The following is a 16838-nucleotide window of genomic DNA, read 5'->3' on the forward strand; positions in this document are numbered from 1 at the left end:
CTGTTAAAGATTAATTCGCTACAGGAAATAATATTGTGTCTTAAGGAGTGCCCTGATAAGTTTAATGCTGATCTATTGTAAGGAGAAACAGGCCCATGGATGTCCTCTCTGCTATGGCGGTTTTTGCCCGTGTCATTGAGCTGCAGAGTTTTTCCCTCGCGGCAAGTGATTTAGGGGTTTCTAGCTCGTCGGTTAGTAAACAGGTTGCGCACCTTGAAAAGCATGTGGGTGCGGCGCTTCTAGAGCGGACGACCCGACGGCTTAAGGTGACGGAAGCTGGTGAGGCTTACTATGAGAAGTGTCAGCAGATTCTTTCTCAGGTGGAAGAGGCTGAAGCGCTGGTTACGCAGTTTCAGGGTAATCCTCATGGAGTGTTGAAGGTAAATAGCGATATTGCTTTCGGTACAGCGTTGTTGGCCAGGGCGGTGCCCGAGTTTCTCGTTCAGTATCCTGATATACAGCTAGAGGTAATGTTGGACGATGGCGCCGTTGGGCCTCTTCAGCAGGGCTTTGATCTTGCGTTCAGAGTGATTGATTTCATTCAGCCCAGCGAAGCATTGGTTGTCCATGAGCTGGCCTGTGCGCCGCAGGTTATATGTGCTACGCCTGAATATATTGCCCGGCATGGTCAGTTGCAGGTTCCGGCCGATCTGGAAAACCATAACTGTCTTGGGGGCGTCTCGTTAGGTAAAGCGAATCGATGGGTGTTTAATGGCATAGACGGTTCTCAGGAGATTCAGATTGCGAGTAGACTGAGAGCGAATAGCTCATTGATGCTGCAGGCGGTGATGTTGGCGCATCAGGGGGTGTGCAGGCTTTCGGGCTTCGAAGCCTGTCAGCTGATTGAAGAGGGCAGAGTCAGGCTGTTACTAGCTGACTATGAGGTAAAGCCATGCTCTTTGTTTGCAATTTATCCTGCGCATAAATATAAGAATATGAAAGCTGATCTGTTTATTAAGTTTCTAGAGGGTTGGATAACGGCTAACGTGAAAAACCTTGAGAAATGTGACCAGATTTTATGATTTGTCGTGGATGATATAGTGAATAATTATTTATGTTTTACTTGAATAAATAATAGTAACCTATTAATAAATAAGGCCGCTGACGCGGCCTTGTTTTGTTGTTGGCTGGATTTACATCTCAAGATCGTTGAGTGCTTGCATCGCTTCCTTGCTCCAGTCTAGCGCTTTACGGTAACAGGCTTCGTAAAGATTGGCGTCAAAATTAGAGGGTAGTAGGTCCCAGTCGCCGGCTTCGTAGTTGCCGACATGCAGCAAGGTTTCACCCATCTGACCTTCATTATAAAGAATGGCATTCTTGATATCGTCGCTCAGTGGTACCTCTTTAAGCATGGTTTTCTGATCAATATCCAGCAGCAAGTGGAGATTGGACATCATTCCGGTCATGAAATAGCTGCCGTGATTGCTAAGTTTAGCTGCCAGCGCTACCTCTTCACACATTCTTCCCCGTACCAGCAGGCTACGACTGATCTCTTCAGGCTTGCCGCTTTGGTTGTTCAGGGCGATCAAGGTAGCCCACTTCCGGATTTGAGCCATCCCCAACATAACAATCGCTTCAGTCAGAGATTCCACTTTTCGTACTAAAGAGTACGCGGCAGAGTTGACGATGCGGAGTAATTTATAGGTTAGCACCGGATCACGGATGATCAGATGTTCAAGTCGCTCAGGTGTGGTATTTGGATTTTGTAGTTCTTGCACCAGCTCAAACAGGGCAGCCTGATTTGGATCGACTTTTTTCCCTTTAACCAGTTTAGGCTTACTGAGAAAGTGTCCCTGAAATAGCTTAAAGCCGAGCTTGTTGCACTCTTCTAACATCTCAACAGTTTCAATTTTCTCGGCGAGCAAAGTGACTTTAAAGGGGGTGATGAGGCGCACCTGTTCAGCGACCTGGTCGAAACTCATGCCTTTAACGTCGACTTTGACAATATGGGCCATTTTAAGCAGCGGTACGGCTTCAGCCTTGTAGATAAAGTCATCAAGTGCGATGCGGTAGCCAGCTTTCGCCAGACGGTGTACCGCAATGATCAGCTCCCGGTCTATCTCTATATCTTCGAGTATCTCGATAACAATATTTTTACGGGGAAGTTCTGGAAAGTCCTCGGAGACAAGCAAATCCCGGGTGAGGTTGATAAACGCGGGAACGCGTTTCAACGATCCCTGGTCGGAGATGCTGGTATAGGAGTTAAGAATGACTTCACGGGTAGCGCCTGATCCTCGAAACAGAGCGTGCTCCGTGTCTTGCTCGTCTCGATATAGCAGTTCATAGGCTACAACCCGCTGACTTCGGTCGAAAATCGGTTGCCGTGCCATCAGAACCTGAGAATCTGAAGAGGTGTCCATTTCTAGCTATTTCCATTGAAAACTGCGTTTTAATCAAGCATATAACTAGTGCGATGGATTGTCAGCTAAGTTATTGCCCAGAACAGGCAGTTCTTAAGCAAAGAGCTGTCAAAAGAAGTCGCTGTTTTCTATGCTATAGGTATAATGTGTGCCCCTGAAATAGCAGACTGTAATTATGAGTAGTATTAACTGGTTTCCGGGCCATATGCATAAGGCCCGCAAAGAGATCGCTCAGGTGATGGATGAGATCGACGTGGTCATCGAAGTACTTGATGCCCGTTTGCCTGTGTCCAGTGAAAATCCAATGGTCTCTCAGCTGGGCAAAGGAAAGCCGGTTATTAAATTGCTGAATAAGAGCGATCTGGCCGACCCTGAACGCACTCAGGAGTGGGTCGACTATTACAATAGTCTGCCCGAAACTCAGGCGGTAATGCTCGATTATTCGCAGAAGAAATTGATCAGTACTATCCCCGATATGTGCAACAAGCTGGTGCCGTCCAGAAGTAATAATGGCCGCCAGGTACGGGCGATGATTATGGGCATTCCCAATGTTGGAAAATCAACTATGATCAACGCTTTATTGGGTAAAAAGATAGCAAAAGTGGGTAACGAGCCAGCCGTAACTAAAGGGCAAAAACGTTTTACGCTGCGTAATGGTATGGCGTTGTCGGATACCCCGGGCATGTTGTGGCCTAAGATTGAAGATTATGACTCGGGCTACCGCTTGGCTGCCAGTGGGGCGATCAAAAATACCGCGATAGAGTTTGAGGATGTGGCGCTGTATGCTGCCGGCTTCTTACGCAGGGAATATCCAGAGCTTTTGGTGGCAAGGTATAAGTTTAAACAGCTACCAGACCATGCAGATCAGGTGTTAGAGGCGATAGGCCGAAAACGTGGTGGCCTGAGACCGGGTGGTGTTATTGATCTGCATAAGGCATCAGAAATTCTGCTGAATGAGCTTCGTGGTGGCCAGATTGGTCAGATTACTTACGAAACCGTTTCTGAGTGGTTGGAAAAGTGGGAACAGCAAAGGCTTGAAGCTGAGCGCCTGGAACAGGAAAGATTGGAGCAAGAACGTTTGGAGGCTGAATCAGAGGCTCAACGATCGGCCCACCGAAATAAAGGTAATAGAAATGACACGTAAAAAGAAAAAGCGCACCTCTCCAAAACCCATCTTTTTGGATGTTCCGCGCCGGAGTGAAAAGCTTGCTGATCCTGATAGTTATGAAAGTCGTAGACGTCGTAACCTGGAGCAGAAGAAAAAGAGTAAGTCGGTTTACGAAAAAGCCCGTGATGCGGAGCAGAATTCTGATTCAGTCGATCAGCAGCGAGAAACGCCGCTGGCAGAAAAAATACGTCGCCTTAAGCGTGCTGAAGAGGCGCGTCAGAAAGATTCCGAAGAGGAATAATTCCTTCTATAGTTTGATCTCTGCTTTTGTGTACTCTACGTTTACTGTTACCTGCGAAATTATTTGCAGGCAGTAAACGGAGATCAGACAATGTCTCATGCTGATGTTCATCGTGCTGGTGATGCGCCAGCCAGAGTTGATCTGAAAGAGGGCGAAACCTATTGCTGGTGTGCCTGTGGTCGTTCAGGTACTCAACCTTTCTGTGATGGTTCCCATCAAGGGACCGGACTCGACCCGGTCGTCTTCGTTGCGCGAAAATCCGAAACTGTTGCACTGTGCTGTTGTAAACAAACCGGCACCGCGCCGCTCTGTGATGGGAGCCATAATAAGCGTTAATAATTCTCGCTAGGGCATTCATGACTGGGTACAATGCGCTTTTTTATTAGGAAGACCGTCCCTTGCAACAGTTTGATGTCGTTATTGTCGGAGCCGGCGCCTCCGGTTTGATGTGTGCCGCTACCGCGGGCTATCGAGGGCGATCAGTATTGGTGTTGGAGCATACCTCCAAGATTGGCCGGAAAATACTGATGTCCGGTGGTGGGCGCTGTAACTTCACGAATATGCACAATTCACCTGCGCACTTCATCTCTCAGAACCCACATTTCTGCAAATCTGCACTGAGCCGATATTCAGCCCAGGATTTTATCGATCTGGTCGATCGTCACGGGGTTGAATATCACGAGAAAACCTTAGGTCAGCTTTTTTGTAATGAATCCAGTAAAGAGATCCTCCAGGTTTTGTCGACTGAGTGTGAGTGGGCAGGCGTTGAGATCAGAACTGAGACTGAAATACATAAACTGAAGTCTGTTGAAGCTGGTTTTCAGTTACAAACGACTAAAGGCAATATCTCAGCAGAATCTGTTGTTATTGCGACCGGTGGTCTGTCTATTCCTAACGGTGGCGCGACGAGTTTTGCTTATGACATCGCTGAACAGTTTTCGTTGGATGTTTTACCACGTTGCGCTTCTTTGGTCCCATTTACCTTACAGCCAAAGGATAAAGAGGCTTTGAGTGAGCTCTCAGGTGTCTCTCATTCTGTCAGGGCGACCATAGGTAAAATCAGTTTTTTAGAGATGATGCTCTTTACTCACCGGGGTATTAGTGGCCCGGCAATTCTCCAGATTTCAAACTATTGGCATCCGGGTGAAGAGGTTGAGATCGACCTGTTTCCAGACTTTGATCTTCTTGAATGGTTAAAAGGGCAGCGCGAAGCCCGTCCTAAAGCTGAACTGACTACCATCATGGCTCAGCAGATGAGTAAGCGGATGGCGCAGGTGCTCTGTACCAAGTTTGAGCTCAATGGCGTGATGGGCAACTTCTCAAATAAACAGCTTGAAACGATTGCTGCAGCCTTCTGTCGTTGGAAAATAAAGCCTTCAGGTACCGAAGGGTATCGTACCGCAGAAGTGACGATCGGCGGTATAAATACTAACGAAATCAATCAGAAAACGATGGAATCTAATTCTGCTTCTGGTCTTTATTTTATCGGAGAGTGTCTGGATGTCACCGGGCATCTAGGTGGTCATAACTTCCAATGGGCCTGGGCTTCAGGCTTTGCGGCGGGTCAGGCGGTTTAATGTGCGTAGAAACAATAAAGTTTGTCTGCTGTGCAGATGTATTTCACTTTTTTACTAACATTGTCTGATTATCATGAAAGATGGAATGCCGTCTTATTAGTGTGACGCGGCATCTCATTTAGAATGAAATAGGAAGAGAAAAGCAACCGAGAGGCTGCGAATAGATTAAATCAGTGGGTTGCAACGACCGATTGAATTCACAATAGAATCCAGATGTTCCTCCCCAGAAAACTAATAGTCAAGGGGAGCTGGGGTAGTTCACATCCATTCATTAAGCCCTCTCATAAATGACTTTCAATAGACTCTTTTAACTGTCGCTTTTAAGAGAATGCGATTCACACTTAATAAATTGTAATAAGAATTATAATCACTTAGATTTACAGGAATGATTTTTGCTTATTAATTAATATTGCCAAAGATACTGTCGCTTCAATCTATAAAGTAAAGCGTCGTAGTAAACCTGGGATTGATACCACTCAGACTATCCCGGATAAGATTCTTACAAAGGAGAGATCATTGTGAATATCATAAACCACAATTTCGATTACCTGAGGCAAAGGTTTTTACTGACCCTTGCTTCTTTCCTGGTTGCTTGTGCTGGCCTTTTGGCCACGGGGCCTGTTGCCTCAGCAGAGATTGAGTCATCCATTGCTCGCGGTGGACAACTGTACGATAAGTGGTATCTGGTTATTGGAGCTGAGGAGCCTCAGAAGAGCCATACTGCCTACCCCTCAGATAAAGCCTACGCGAGTAAACCAAAAAGTAACTGGCGCTGCAAAGAGTGCCACGGTTGGGATTACATGGGTAAAGACGGTGCCTATTCAAGCGGCAAGCACTCAACAGGGATCCCCGGTATCACGGCTTACCAGAATGCTGATTTGTCCATGGTTATCAACGTACTCAAAGATAGTACCCACGGCTTCACCGATGAAATGATGGATCCTCAGGATTTTGAAGATCTTGCCATGTTTGTCAGTAAAGGACAGGTAAACATGGATAAATACATAGATCGAGCAACCAAACGTGTTGCCGGCGATATTGTGCAGGGTGAGAAAGTATTCAATACAGTGTGTGCAAAATGTCATGGAAAAGACGGCAAAGGGGTAGAGGATGGAGAAGCACTGGGTGAAGTCGCAAATGCTAACCCTTGGGAGGCATATCATAAGATCCGAAACGGCCAGCCAGATGAAGATATGCCTGCATTGCTTGTGTTAGACAATCAAATCATCCTGAATCTTCTCGCCTATATGCAGACCTTACCTGAATAGCAACCTACGCAGTATTTATGTTATAGGACCGGTAACCCAACAGCTATCAGGTCCTAAGGCCGAAGCCGGTACCTCATTTCTTGCCCTCTTACCTGCTTCGGACTGCCTCTCCTTGAAGGAGTAAAGAAATGAAACTTCCCTCACAACAAAAAGACACAATGTCGACCATTGGTCATACTAAACAGATCTGGCGACACTACACAGGCGGCTTTATCTTTATTTCCATAGCGGGGGTGCTCGGTGGAGGGGCTCTTCTGGTGAGTGCGGATGCTTTTTTGCAATACAGTAATACTACTGAATTCTGTATATCCTGCCATGAGATGAAAACCACTGTTTTTCAGGAATATACGCAAACAGCTCACTATAACAATCGCACCGGAATCCGAGTAGGTTGTAGCGATTGCCATGTTCCAAAGACGGGGCTGGCGATGTTCTCCCGCAAAATTGGTGCTGCAAAAGATATCTATGGCCACCTAATCGGTATCATCGATACCCCAGCAAAATTTGAAGCCAATCGCCTCGAAATGGCTGAAACCGTTTGGCAATACATGTCTGAGTCAAATTCTCGAGAATGTCGTTCTTGCCATGATTTTGAGGCGATGGACTTTAAACAACAGCAAAGACGACCAAGAAAGAAGCACCCGCAGGCAATGCGAGATGGCAAGACCTGTATCGACTGTCATAAAGGGATAGCACATGAGTTACCGGCTGATTTTGATTTAGCTGACGACGGCTGATGACCAGTATAGTGATTAACGGCAATATCAAAGCCATTACTTAAAATGCCTAACCCGTAAAATACCGGAAGGATACATAATGCAAGCCACCTTCACTCTGGACAAAGACTCTGCTGCTAGCAGGAATGTGTCGGGTAACTTGGTCCTTCTTCATCATTATTCTCTTAGAAAAACCGAATTGCCAAGGGGTGGTTTGGGGGCGTAAAATCTCAGTGTTCACAGGCTCAAGCGATTCATTTACATCGATGTAAGTATCTAGTTGAACTTCCCAGTGATTGCTAGACACCAACTAAAGTTAGAACCGTGTTCTACGAGAGGTGTTTATGAAGTCCAAACGATACTCATAAGAATTAAAGAGAGAAGCCGTCAAGCCTATCGCAGATATGGGCTATTTGGTCGCCCGTTTAGTAGGAGTGGTTTTTTGTTGGTTTTTTCTCTGCGTCTATGAGCAGACCAAGAACGGCTTCACTATGGCATTTGTGAAGAGATATTCTGGACCGCTGAATAACGGTTAAAAAAGATATCTCATGTTGTTTCAGGGAGACGGCGAGGGCAGTGCCAGGGTACGACCGTGTGAGCTAGGTCGTATAATGAGTGGCTTCTGGATTTCTTCGTTTTAATCTTATTATTTAGTGTTAATATGCCCGCCAAATTATGTGGGCTACAGCCTGACTTTGTCTTCGTTTTAAACATCCCAATACATAGTATATTTATGAAATTATAGCCAAGAGAATTTGTTTTTTCATAACTTCGGGTCGCCTACATTAGAAGCTATTGAGACTAGTAGGCCTTCGCTTTGTCAGGCCAGTTTCCGTTGTCTCCATATAAAGTCCAGATATTCCTCCAGCTCTTCAGTTGGTAGCGATTTAACCGCTATGCCATCCCGCTGTCGTTGGGAGAGTAATTTTAACTAAGACAAATGATTCGTAATGAGTCTTTTAATAAAGATAAATAATTGAGGGTGAGTAATGGCGATTGGCTTTGATTTTGGAACATCGAATTGTTCGGTTGCTCATGTTATTAACGGGCATGTTCAAACGATTCCTTTATCCGATAACGAGTCGTTTATCCTATCGGCATTGTGCGCACCGACCCGTGAATCCGTTTCCGAGTATCTGTTTAGTTGCCTGGATATTTTACCCGGTAGCAGTGTTGGTGAAGAGGTGCTCAGAAATGCAATTGCCGAGAACCGTGCCGAGGGTTTGAACATCCAATTGGGTGATGTGCTCTTTGGCAATCAGGCTTTAGATCTGTATCTGGAAGACCCTGATTTTGTCTACTACGTTAAGTCACCGAAATCCTTTCTCGGCACACAGCAGCTGCGTGAAACTCAGCTTGCACTGTTTGAAAATATTGTCTGTGCCATGATGGCGAATGTCAAAAGCAGAGCTGAAGTGTATTTAGAGCGAGATATCAGTGAAACGGTAATCGGCAGGCCTATAAATTTTAATACGTTGGGGGGTGAAAAATCCAACATTCAGGCCGAAGGGATACTTCGCAGAGCAGCTTCCAGGGCAGGGTTCAAGCATATTGAATTTCAATTTGAACCTGTAGCCGCAGGCCTGGACTTTGAGTCGACTTTAACCTCCGAGAAGAATGTATTGGTGGTCGATATTGGCGGCGGCACATCTGACTGTTCACTGATACGTATGGGGCCTGAATGGCTGGAGAAAAAGGATCGAGCAGAGACGCTTTTGGCCCATGCTGGAAAGTCAGTGGGCGGTAATAATTTGGATATTGCTATCGCTTTCCAGCGGTTTATGCCGGAATTTGGCAAGGAAACTGACTTTAAATCAGGAAAGGTGATACCAACGATGACCTTTTGGGATGCGGTTGCAACGAATGATGTAAATGCGCAAAGAAGCTTTTACTCATATCAGAATTTGGACGCACTCAATCGAATACGCATGGATGCCAAGCATCCTGAAAAAATTGAAAGGCTGATTCAGGTGCACAAAAAAGCGTTGGGTCATATGGTCGTCGGAGAGTCTGAAAAGGCAAAAATTGCCCTATCAAATCAATCAGACTATACCGCGAATATCAATTTGTTATCAGAGACTGTTGATATCCATCTATTATCAGAGCAGATGGAAAAATCTATTGCTGAGCCTATGCGTCAGATTAAAGGATTGATAGAAGAAATACTGCTACAAGGGGAGGTAACACCGGATGTGGTGTACATAACTGGTGGTTCTGCGCGTTCCCCTATTGTCAGAAAAGTTGTGGAATCAGTGTTGCCTGATATACCCATAGTCAGTGGTAACTTTCTGAGCTCAGTGACTGAAGGCTTGGCACGATGGGCAAATTTATGTTTTAGATAAACCCTGGTGTCGCTCTGTTCAGGCTGATAGCCGTTATTATAACGGCTGTCATAAAATCATTTTTTCTGAATACTGTTTTCCATCAGATTAACGGCTGATGAGTTAAACATGCATATGTGTCCAGTATGTATCAATAGTAATAATCCTGTTGTATAGGCTTCAAAATAGTCTTCGTTATAATTCCATTGTTAGTGTTAAAATGCCTGCCAAATCATGCGGTCTTTCGGGCTGTTTTGTCAGTGTTTAAAATACGTCGATACATCGTTGTATTTAATACATTAATTGTCTTTACTGAGTAAAAGGGTTCTGAAATCTTATAGAACTCAACTATTCTTTGTATTTTCCTTAATCTCAGGTTCGTTCCCTGGAAATAATAATCCAGTCGTTATTCATTCATACCGAATGATCAGAAATTCAACCTGGCTTCATGTAGGTTTGTTTTCACTAATGAACGTATCAGCTCTGCTAATTGCCTGTAAAAACTACGGTTTGGTGAGTTCTGTCGCCATGCCAGTACATGGGTGCGATACAGATTCAGGTTTTCAATATCTCTGACGATCAACCCTTGGGGCTGGTGAATTTCAGAATAGATATAAAGCGAGGGTAAGAAAGTTAATCCCATCTGCATGATCACCATCTGCCGCAGGGCATCCAGGCTACTGCCCTCGTAATCCCTGGCAATAGTAGCTCCCAGTTCGGAACACAGAAGTTCCATCTGCTGGTAGCTACTGTACTGTTTTTCCAGTGTCAGTATGTTCTGATCTTTCAGATGATGGGAGCTGACTCTTTCCAGCTTAGCCAGTGGATGATCTTCTGGTGTAATCAGTTTAAGTGGTTCATCAAATAGTACTTCAGTGGTCAGGCGAGGGTTGCTAAATGGTCGTGGAATCAGTACCAGGTCCAGTCGCCCCTCAAGCAGGTCAAGCTCTAATGCTTTTGGTGTGTTCTCCCTTACAAAGAGTTTAAGGGATGCGTAGGTTTGATGTAATCCCGGTAAGATATGCGGCAGCAGGTAGGGGCCGACGGTGGGTGATACCCCCATACGGAAGATACCTCCAGGTCCATGATTAATCATCGCTGCCTGATCCAGAAGGCCATTCATTTCCTCAAGAACCTGACGGGCGTTTGACAGTAAATCCCTGCCTGCCGGGGTTAGAGTAGCCCCGCTGCGGCTACGTTCAATTAAGGTCAGGTTTAAGGTTTTTTCCAGGTTATAGATCTGAGCTGTCAGAGTTGGCTGACTGATTTTGAGTTGCTCTGCAGCGCTACGGAAAGTAGTGGATTCGGCCAGGCGAACAAAGTATTCCAACTGTTTAATGGTCGGTTTTTCCAGGGCCATAATTGTAAATCCTCAGGCGTTTAAATCTCACATTGATAGGATTATCCTATCAATAAAATTAAATAATCTCTATTGAGCTATCAGGTGTAGCATCGCAATATTAAGCCTTATGTTTGATCTGGGATTATGAAAAAGCCGCAATGGATTGAACAATTATAGGTCTTCTGAAGTCACAGAGAGCATTTCTTGCGAATAATAAAAGACTGTTCCGTTGGTAGTCATTGATAGTGAGCTACCATTAAAAAAGGGCGTTTGAAGGCCTTTAAGATCGGTTAGCCTTGCTGGACAAAACAAGAACAGTTTCGGGAAGAAAGTGGAGCGGTATTACATGCATATTGCTAAATGGGCGGTAGTACTTTCAATATTCTGGTTGTTGCTTTCCGGCTTCATCGAACCGCTCTTACTGAGTTTCGGTGCCATATCCGTCGTTATCGTGCTGTTTATCTTAAAGCGTATGGATAAAGTCGAAAATGAGCCCGGGCAGATAGGTACAAGTATTCGACTAATCCGGTATACCCCCTGGCTGATCGGGCAGATTTTTAGTTCTGCTATCCATGTCACGAAACTGATCTGGGGTTCACCTGATAAGGTTTCGCCTGCCATCGAAAAAATTAACGCAAAAGACGTACCTGCAAGCAGCCGTGTGCTTTATGCAAATTCAATAACTCTGACTCCAGGCACATTGAGTGTGGATCTGGACGAAAGTGAAGTGACTGTTCATGCGCTGCACAAATCGTCAATCGAAGAACTGCAAAAAGGTCAGATGGAAAAGAAAATTACCGGTATCTGGGGCGAAAACAAATGACGGACATTCTGGCAGCAGCCTGCATAGCTATTCTGGTGGTTATGGCACTAGCCCTTATCAGGGCATTTAAGGCACCTACGGTTTACGATCGGGTACTTGGCGTAAATATGTTCGGCACCAAGACCGTTCTGTTTATTGCCGTTAGCGGATTTCTGATGGGTCGACCTGATTTTCTGGATATCGCCATAGTCTACGCGTTGATTAATTTTATTGGGATGGTCGCGGTACTTCGATTCTTCGAATATACCTCACCCATTGAATAACAACTTAGTATAAGTGATAAGCCATGGATTTCCTGGACATTGTCAGCAGCATACTGCTTCTTGCAGGGGTGTTTTTTGGATTGAGCGGTGCTGTCGGGCTGTTCCGGTTCCCGGATTTTTTTACCCGGATACACGCAGCCAGTGTTACTGATTCCATAGCCGCTATCCTGATTATCGGCGGTTTACTGTTACAAACCTCATTTGATCTGAATACGGCCAAGTTAGTGTTTATTCTGCTGTTTCTGATGGTTACCAGTCCCACGGCCTCCCATGCACTGGCAAAATCTGCCCGCCATGGTGGATTACTTACACTGGCAGAAACCAACCCGCAAGATAAACAGGAGAGTGCTAAGTAATGGCCGAGTTTATTGATCTGGTGCTGTTGGCAATGCTTGCGCTGACCGCCTTGCGGATCATTTTCTTAAAAGATCTGTTTGCTGTTGTGATGCTGTTCGGTATCTACAGTTTTCTATCCGCTTTGATATTTCTGAACCTTGATGCGGTTGACGTAGCTTTTACTGAGGCCTCTGTTGGTGCGGGTATCTCTACGGTTCTGATGCTTGTAACCCTGGCAATGACTGGCCGGAAAGAGAAACAGAGTACACACTCTACGCTACTGCCGCTATTTGTTGTCCTGGTCACAGGTGCTGCGTTAATTTATGGCACTCTTGATATGCCGCCTTTCGGACATCCCGATAATCCAGTGCATCAGCATGTTGCACCTCGTTATATTGAAGAGTCTCCGAAAGAAGTCGGCTTACCTAATATGGTTACATCGGTGTTAGCCAGTTATCGCGGCTTCGATACGCTGGGTGAAACGGTCGTAGTATTCTCTGCTGTTATTGGTGTTCTCTCACTGTTGGGAGTAAGACGTAAGAAGAGAAAAGACCTTGAGTCGGGTCTGGAATCACATAGAGTGCTGCATGTGGTTGCCAAAATCATTATCCCTCTGGTTATTCTGTTTGCCTTATATGTTCAGTTCCATGGTGATTTCGGCCCGGGAGGAGGTTTCCAGGCCGGTGTAATCGCAGCCGCTGCTTTTATTTTGTATGCACTGGTTCTTGGGCTGCCTAAAGCATTTGCAGTGGTAGGGCCCAGATTCCTACAGTGGATGGCCGCTGTTGGTGTGCTGCTCTATGCCAGTGTTGGGCTGTACAGTATGTATAGAGGCGGTCATTTCCTCGATTACAATCAACTTGCCGCAGATCCGATAGCCGGTCAGCACTACGGCATTATTATTATTGAGCTGGGTGTGGGTATTACCGTATTTGCGGTCATGCTGAATATTTTCTATGCCTTTGGCAGCCAGGCAGAGAGGTCAAACGTCCAGTGAGCTTTATTCTCGATTACTACAACTACTGGGTCGTCGTATTTCTGATGATGGCCGGTTTTTATATCGTTATTTCTGCAAATAACCTGGTTAAGAAGATTGTCGGCCTGAATATTTTTCAGACCTCGGTCTTCATGCTCTATATCTCTATGGGTAAGGTCAGCGGAGGTACAGCTCCTATCGCTGTTGAGGGAGTTACTCAATATTCCAATCCTCTTCCACACGTCCTTATTCTTACAGCCATTGTTGTTGGTGTTGCCACAACGGCGGTGGGTCTTGCGCTGATTGTTCGGATCAAACGAGCTTATGGAACTGTTGAGGAGAATGAATTTGATAATAAGGATGATGTTATCTGATGCTTGAACAACATTTAGCAGCACTTCCTATTATTCTGCCCCTGATTGCTGCGCCAATAGCACTTATCCTGGGGCGATCAATACTTTCCTGGGGTTTTGCCACCCTGGTCAGTGGCCTGGCATTTCTGCTGTCCTGGCAACTCCTGGCAGTAGCACTATCTGATGGTGTGCTCAGCTATGCCGTAGGCGGCTGGGCGCCTCCCTGGGGGATTGAACTACGAGTTGATGCTGCCAATGCCTTTGTATTGCTGGCGGTAACTGCCATCTCTACACTGGTATTAGTTTATTCGAAACACAGCATCGAAAAAGAGGTGAAAGCTGCCAATCATACTCTTTTCTACACCGCGCACTTATTATGCCTGGCGGGCCTTTCAGGCATATTGATAACAGGTGATGCGTTTAACCTGTTTGTATTCCTGGAAATCTCTTCCCTGGCAACCTACACCTTAGTGAGTCTGGCTTCAGACAGGCGTTGTCTTACCGCCGCTTTCCGTTATCTGGTAATGGGTACAATCGGTGCGACCTTTATTCTGATCGGTGTTGGCTTGCTGTATATGAAAACCGGCACCCTGAATATGCTGGACCTGGCAGAAAGAATCGACTTTTACGATAGCAGTCGCACGATTAACACCGGACTTGCGTTCATCATGGTGGGCGTCAGTATCAAGCTTGCACTATTTCCACTGCATATGTGGTTGCCGCCGGCATATACCCATGCGCCTTCGGCAGTGACAGCATTCCTGGCCAGTACCGCTACAAAAGTTGCGGTCTACGTCATGATCCGCTTTATCTTCACGGTGTTCGGCATTGATCATGTGTTTGTTGATATGGGGATGGGGCTTATTCTGATGGTGCTGGCCGTTGTCGCTATCTTCAAATGCTCCTATATGGCAACCGTACAAAGCAACGTTAAAACTGTTCTTGCCTACAGTAGTGTTGCCCAGATTGGCTATATGGTTCTGGGGCTTAGCCTGGTCAGTGTATCCGGACTCATGGCCAGTATGATCCATATCTTCAACCATGCCCTGATGAAGGGAGCCCTGTTTATGGCTGTGGGTGCAGTGTTTTATCGCGTTGGCTCTGTCGATATCAAAGACTTTGCCGGATTAGGCAGGAAAATGCCTTTGACGATGGCGGCGTTTACCATTGCAGGTCTGAGTATTATTGGTGTGCCGCTTACCGTAGGCTTTGTCAGTAAATGGTACCTAGTCATTGCGGCGCTAGAACAGGATCAATGGTTTGTGGCTGCGTTGGTTTTGGTCGGTTCACTCTTTGCTGTTATTTATATTGGCCGGATTATTGAAGCTGCTTACTTTCAAAAGCTTCCTGAATCACGGAGTTCAGAAGATATTAAAGAGGTTTCATGGCTGATGCTGGTTCCTATGTGGGTTCTTGTTATTGCTAATATCTACTTCGGTGTTGATACCAGCCTGACAACTGAAGCGGCGAACAGTGCTTCAGAATGGCTTTTTCAAACTAACAATATGTTAGAAAACAAGGCGATGGAAGGCGATGTGTTGGAAGGCCGTGCTTTGGAAGAAAGGGCGCAGGAGGTTTCTTCATGAATCTCTGGCAAGCGCTGGAGCCTGCACAGTTAATTACATTATCTATCTGTATTCCATTTGTTGGTGCGCTGCTTGTTATCGCAACGGGGAAAAGACCGAACCTGCGTGAAGCTGTAACACTGATAACGGCGGCAATACTGTTCAGTATTGTTCTGGCAATTACCGATTATACTTTCCTGGGAACAACGCTTCAGCTGGATGTGGTTGAACTGTTTCCCGGGCTTGGCATCAGCTTTAATGTTGAGCCATTAGGTGTTCTGTTTGCTCTGGTGGCCAGTTTTCTGTGGATTGTCACCAGCATATACGCCATTGGATATATGCGGGGCCATAATGAAATAAATCAGACACGCTTCTTCTGTTGCTTTGCTCTGTCAATCAGTTCCGTCATGGGTATCTGCTTTTCAGGAAACCTGCTGACGCTGTTCATTTTCTATGAAGTGCTAACCCTTTCCACTTATCCTCTGGTAACACATGCTGGCAACGATGCGGCGAAGCAGGGGGGACGGGTCTACCTGGGTATTCTTCTGAGTACCTCAATCGCATTCTTACTATTCGCGATACTTGGCACTTATGCTCTGACCGGAACGCTGGATTTTCGTGCTGGCGGTATTTTTGATGACTCACATAATAAAGTGGTTCTCAGTATTCTACTGGTTTTGTTCTGCTACGGTGTTGGTAAAGCGGCTATTATGCCTTTCCATCGCTGGTTACCCGCTGCGATGGTTGCACCTACTCCGGTAAGTGCCTTATTGCACGCCGTTGCTGTCGTAAAAGCCGGCGTATTCAGTATTCTTAAAATCGTTATCTATATCTTTGGTATTGAAGGCCTGAAGGATCTGGTGACAACCGATGTCATGCTATATGTCGGTGCGGCGACAATAGTGCTGTCATCCTCTATAGCCATGACTAAGGATAACCTGAAGGCACGACTGGCCTATTCAACTGTGAGCCAGCTTAGTTATATCGTGGTAGGTGCGCTTCTCGCTTCTTCGATCGCCAGTGCCGGTGCTGCCTTGCACATCGCTACGCATGCGGTTGGGAAGATCACGCTGTTCTTCTGTGCCGGTGCCATTATGGTTGCCAGCCATAAGAAAAACATAAGCGATATGGTTGGTCTGGGTCGCAAAATGCCCATTACCTTCGCTGCGTTTACTATCGGTGCTATCAGTATTATCGGTTTGCCGCCTATGGCGGGGACATGGAGTAAATGGTATCTCGCCATTGGTGCACTAGAAACGGATAAATTCATTATTGTGGCGGTACTGATGGTGAGCTCTTTATTGAACATCGCTTACCTGTTACCGATTCCTATCAAGGCCTTCTTTAGTAAACCTGTTGAAGGTGCTGAACCATGGCGCTGGTCGCAGACTGAGGAAGCGCCGCTACCGATACTGGTTGCCCTGATCATCACTTCGGGCTGTTGCCTGGCACTGTTCTTCTATCTTCAGCCCCTGGTCGATCTTATTAATCTGATTCCGGGAGTCTCAACCAAATGACAGTCTCAATTG

The 16838-nt window shown here is 45.9% G+C and carries 17 protein-coding genes; 15 read left to right on the plus strand and 2 right to left on the minus strand.

Annotation, left to right across the window (positions count from 1 at the left end; genetic code table 11):
* Positions 1-95 precede the first annotated feature (95 nt).
* Complete coding sequence (locus AMJAP_RS07905) at positions 96-1022, plus strand: LysR family transcriptional regulator (protein ID WP_019621722.1); 927 nt, start codon at positions 96-98, stop codon at positions 1020-1022.
* 111 nt (positions 1023-1133) lie between these two features.
* Here the strand turns inward: AMJAP_RS07905 and AMJAP_RS07910 are convergent, their stop codons facing one another.
* Entirely contained in the window at positions 1134-2360 is a 1227-nt protein-coding gene (locus AMJAP_RS07910) for an EAL and HDOD domain-containing protein (RefSeq protein WP_019621723.1), read from the minus strand.
* A 175-nt stretch (positions 2361-2535) separates the two neighbouring features.
* Between AMJAP_RS07910 and ylqF the strand changes: the two genes are divergently transcribed.
* The 7 genes from ylqF (at position 2536) to yegD (ending at position 9672) form a co-directional block, all read left to right on the plus strand.
* Positions 2536-3504, plus strand: coding sequence for a ribosome biogenesis GTPase YlqF (gene ylqF / locus AMJAP_RS07915; protein ID WP_019621724.1), 969 nt, complete (start codon positions 2536-2538; stop codon positions 3502-3504).
* Positions 3494-3769 (plus strand): hypothetical protein, encoded by a 276-nt coding sequence (locus AMJAP_RS07920; protein WP_019621725.1) that lies wholly within the window; start codon positions 3494-3496, stop codon positions 3767-3769. The genes ylqF and AMJAP_RS07920 overlap by 11 nt, the downstream gene beginning before the upstream one ends.
* Positions 3770-3859: 90 nt before the next feature.
* A complete protein-coding gene (locus AMJAP_RS07925) occupies positions 3860-4105 on the plus strand; it encodes a CDGSH iron-sulfur domain-containing protein (protein WP_019621726.1) in 246 nt (81 codons plus the stop codon).
* A gap of 62 nt (positions 4106-4167) precedes the next feature.
* On the plus strand, positions 4168-5346 hold the full coding sequence (locus tag AMJAP_RS07930) for a BaiN/RdsA family NAD(P)/FAD-dependent oxidoreductase (RefSeq protein ID WP_019621727.1): 1179 nt from the start codon (positions 4168-4170) through the stop codon (positions 5344-5346).
* Between the two features lie 518 nt (positions 5347-5864).
* Complete coding sequence (locus AMJAP_RS07935; RefSeq protein ID WP_019621728.1) at positions 5865-6614, plus strand: c-type cytochrome; 750 nt, start codon at positions 5865-5867, stop codon at positions 6612-6614.
* A 128-nt stretch (positions 6615-6742) separates the two neighbouring features.
* Positions 6743-7351, plus strand: coding sequence for a NapC/NirT family cytochrome c (locus tag AMJAP_RS07940; RefSeq protein ID WP_019621729.1), 609 nt, complete (start codon positions 6743-6745; stop codon positions 7349-7351).
* Between the two features lie 968 nt (positions 7352-8319).
* Complete coding sequence (gene yegD, locus AMJAP_RS07945; protein ID WP_019621730.1) at positions 8320-9672, plus strand: molecular chaperone; 1353 nt, start codon at positions 8320-8322, stop codon at positions 9670-9672.
* 406 nt (positions 9673-10078) lie between these two features.
* On the opposite strand, the gene AMJAP_RS07950 is transcribed toward yegD, so the two are convergent.
* On the minus strand, positions 10079-11011 hold the full coding sequence (locus tag AMJAP_RS07950; RefSeq protein ID WP_019621731.1) for a hydrogen peroxide-inducible genes activator: 933 nt from the start codon (positions 11009-11011) through the stop codon (positions 10079-10081).
* Positions 11012-11339: 328 nt separating this feature from the next.
* On the opposite strand from AMJAP_RS07950, the gene AMJAP_RS07955 reads away from it, so the two are divergent.
* The 7 genes from AMJAP_RS07955 to AMJAP_RS07985 are packed head-to-tail and all read left to right on the plus strand — an operon-like array spanning position 11340 to position 16826.
* Positions 11340-11816: a Na+/H+ antiporter subunit E gene (locus AMJAP_RS07955; protein WP_019621732.1), complete on the plus strand. Its 477-nt coding sequence runs from the start codon at positions 11340-11342 to the stop codon at positions 11814-11816.
* On the plus strand, positions 11813-12079 hold the full coding sequence (locus tag AMJAP_RS07960) for a monovalent cation/H+ antiporter complex subunit F (RefSeq protein ID WP_019621733.1): 267 nt from the start codon (positions 11813-11815) through the stop codon (positions 12077-12079). Before AMJAP_RS07955 ends, AMJAP_RS07960 begins: the two co-directional genes overlap by 4 nt.
* A gap of 23 nt (positions 12080-12102) precedes the next feature.
* Positions 12103-12435: a monovalent cation/H(+) antiporter subunit G gene (gene mnhG, locus AMJAP_RS07965; protein ID WP_019621734.1), complete on the plus strand. Its 333-nt coding sequence runs from the start codon at positions 12103-12105 to the stop codon at positions 12433-12435.
* Positions 12435-13412, plus strand: a complete 978-nt coding sequence (locus AMJAP_RS07970; protein WP_019621735.1) for a DUF4040 domain-containing protein — start codon at positions 12435-12437, stop codon at positions 13410-13412. The genes mnhG and AMJAP_RS07970 overlap by 1 nt, the downstream gene beginning before the upstream one ends.
* The gene (locus AMJAP_RS07975) at positions 13409-13765 is read left to right on the plus strand and encodes a cation:proton antiporter subunit C (protein WP_019621736.1); all 357 of its coding nucleotides are present in this window, start codon (positions 13409-13411) and stop codon (positions 13763-13765) included. The genes AMJAP_RS07970 and AMJAP_RS07975 overlap by 4 nt, the downstream gene beginning before the upstream one ends.
* On the plus strand, positions 13765-15330 hold the full coding sequence (locus tag AMJAP_RS07980; protein WP_019621737.1) for a monovalent cation/H+ antiporter subunit D family protein: 1566 nt from the start codon (positions 13765-13767) through the stop codon (positions 15328-15330). The genes AMJAP_RS07975 and AMJAP_RS07980 overlap by 1 nt, the downstream gene beginning before the upstream one ends.
* A complete protein-coding gene (locus AMJAP_RS07985) occupies positions 15327-16826 on the plus strand; it encodes a monovalent cation/H+ antiporter subunit D family protein (protein WP_019621738.1) in 1500 nt (499 codons plus the stop codon). Before AMJAP_RS07980 ends, AMJAP_RS07985 begins: the two co-directional genes overlap by 4 nt.
* The last annotated feature ends 12 nt before the right edge of the window (positions 16827-16838 follow it).

The sequence above is a fragment of the Amphritea japonica ATCC BAA-1530 genome (genome assembly GCF_016592435.1).
GTDB classification, from domain to species: domain Bacteria; phylum Pseudomonadota; class Gammaproteobacteria; order Pseudomonadales; family Balneatricaceae; genus Amphritea; species Amphritea japonica.

Bases quoted from the DNA above. Each gene is read 5' to 3' on its own strand.
- AMJAP_RS07980 (WP_019621737.1), top strand. From the start codon at position 13,765: ATGCTTGAACAACATTTAGCAGCACTTCCTATTATTCTGCCCCTGATT.
- AMJAP_RS07970 (WP_019621735.1), top strand. From the start codon at position 12,435: ATGGCCGAGTTTATTGATCTGGTGCTGTTGGCAATGCTTGCGCTGACC.
- yegD (WP_019621730.1), top strand. From the start codon at position 8,320: ATGGCGATTGGCTTTGATTTTGGAACATCGAATTGTTCGGTTGCTCAT.
- AMJAP_RS07960 (WP_019621733.1), top strand. From the start codon at position 11,813: ATGACGGACATTCTGGCAGCAGCCTGCATAGCTATTCTGGTGGTTATG.
- AMJAP_RS07910 (WP_019621723.1), bottom strand. From the start codon at position 2,360: ATGGACACCTCTTCAGATTCTCAGGTTCTGATGGCACGGCAACCGATT.
- AMJAP_RS07940 (WP_019621729.1), top strand. From the start codon at position 6,743: ATGAAACTTCCCTCACAACAAAAAGACACAATGTCGACCATTGGTCAT.
- AMJAP_RS07920 (WP_019621725.1), top strand. From the start codon at position 3,494: ATGACACGTAAAAAGAAAAAGCGCACCTCTCCAAAACCCATCTTTTTG.
- AMJAP_RS07985 (WP_019621738.1), top strand. From the start codon at position 15,327: ATGAATCTCTGGCAAGCGCTGGAGCCTGCACAGTTAATTACATTATCT.
- AMJAP_RS07925 (WP_019621726.1), top strand. From the start codon at position 3,860: ATGTCTCATGCTGATGTTCATCGTGCTGGTGATGCGCCAGCCAGAGTT.
- AMJAP_RS07905 (WP_019621722.1), top strand. From the start codon at position 96: ATGGATGTCCTCTCTGCTATGGCGGTTTTTGCCCGTGTCATTGAGCTG.
- ylqF (WP_019621724.1), top strand. From the start codon at position 2,536: ATGAGTAGTATTAACTGGTTTCCGGGCCATATGCATAAGGCCCGCAAA.
- AMJAP_RS07950 (WP_019621731.1), bottom strand. From the start codon at position 11,011: ATGGCCCTGGAAAAACCGACCATTAAACAGTTGGAATACTTTGTTCGC.
- AMJAP_RS07955 (WP_019621732.1), top strand. From the start codon at position 11,340: ATGCATATTGCTAAATGGGCGGTAGTACTTTCAATATTCTGGTTGTTG.
- mnhG (WP_019621734.1), top strand. From the start codon at position 12,103: ATGGATTTCCTGGACATTGTCAGCAGCATACTGCTTCTTGCAGGGGTG.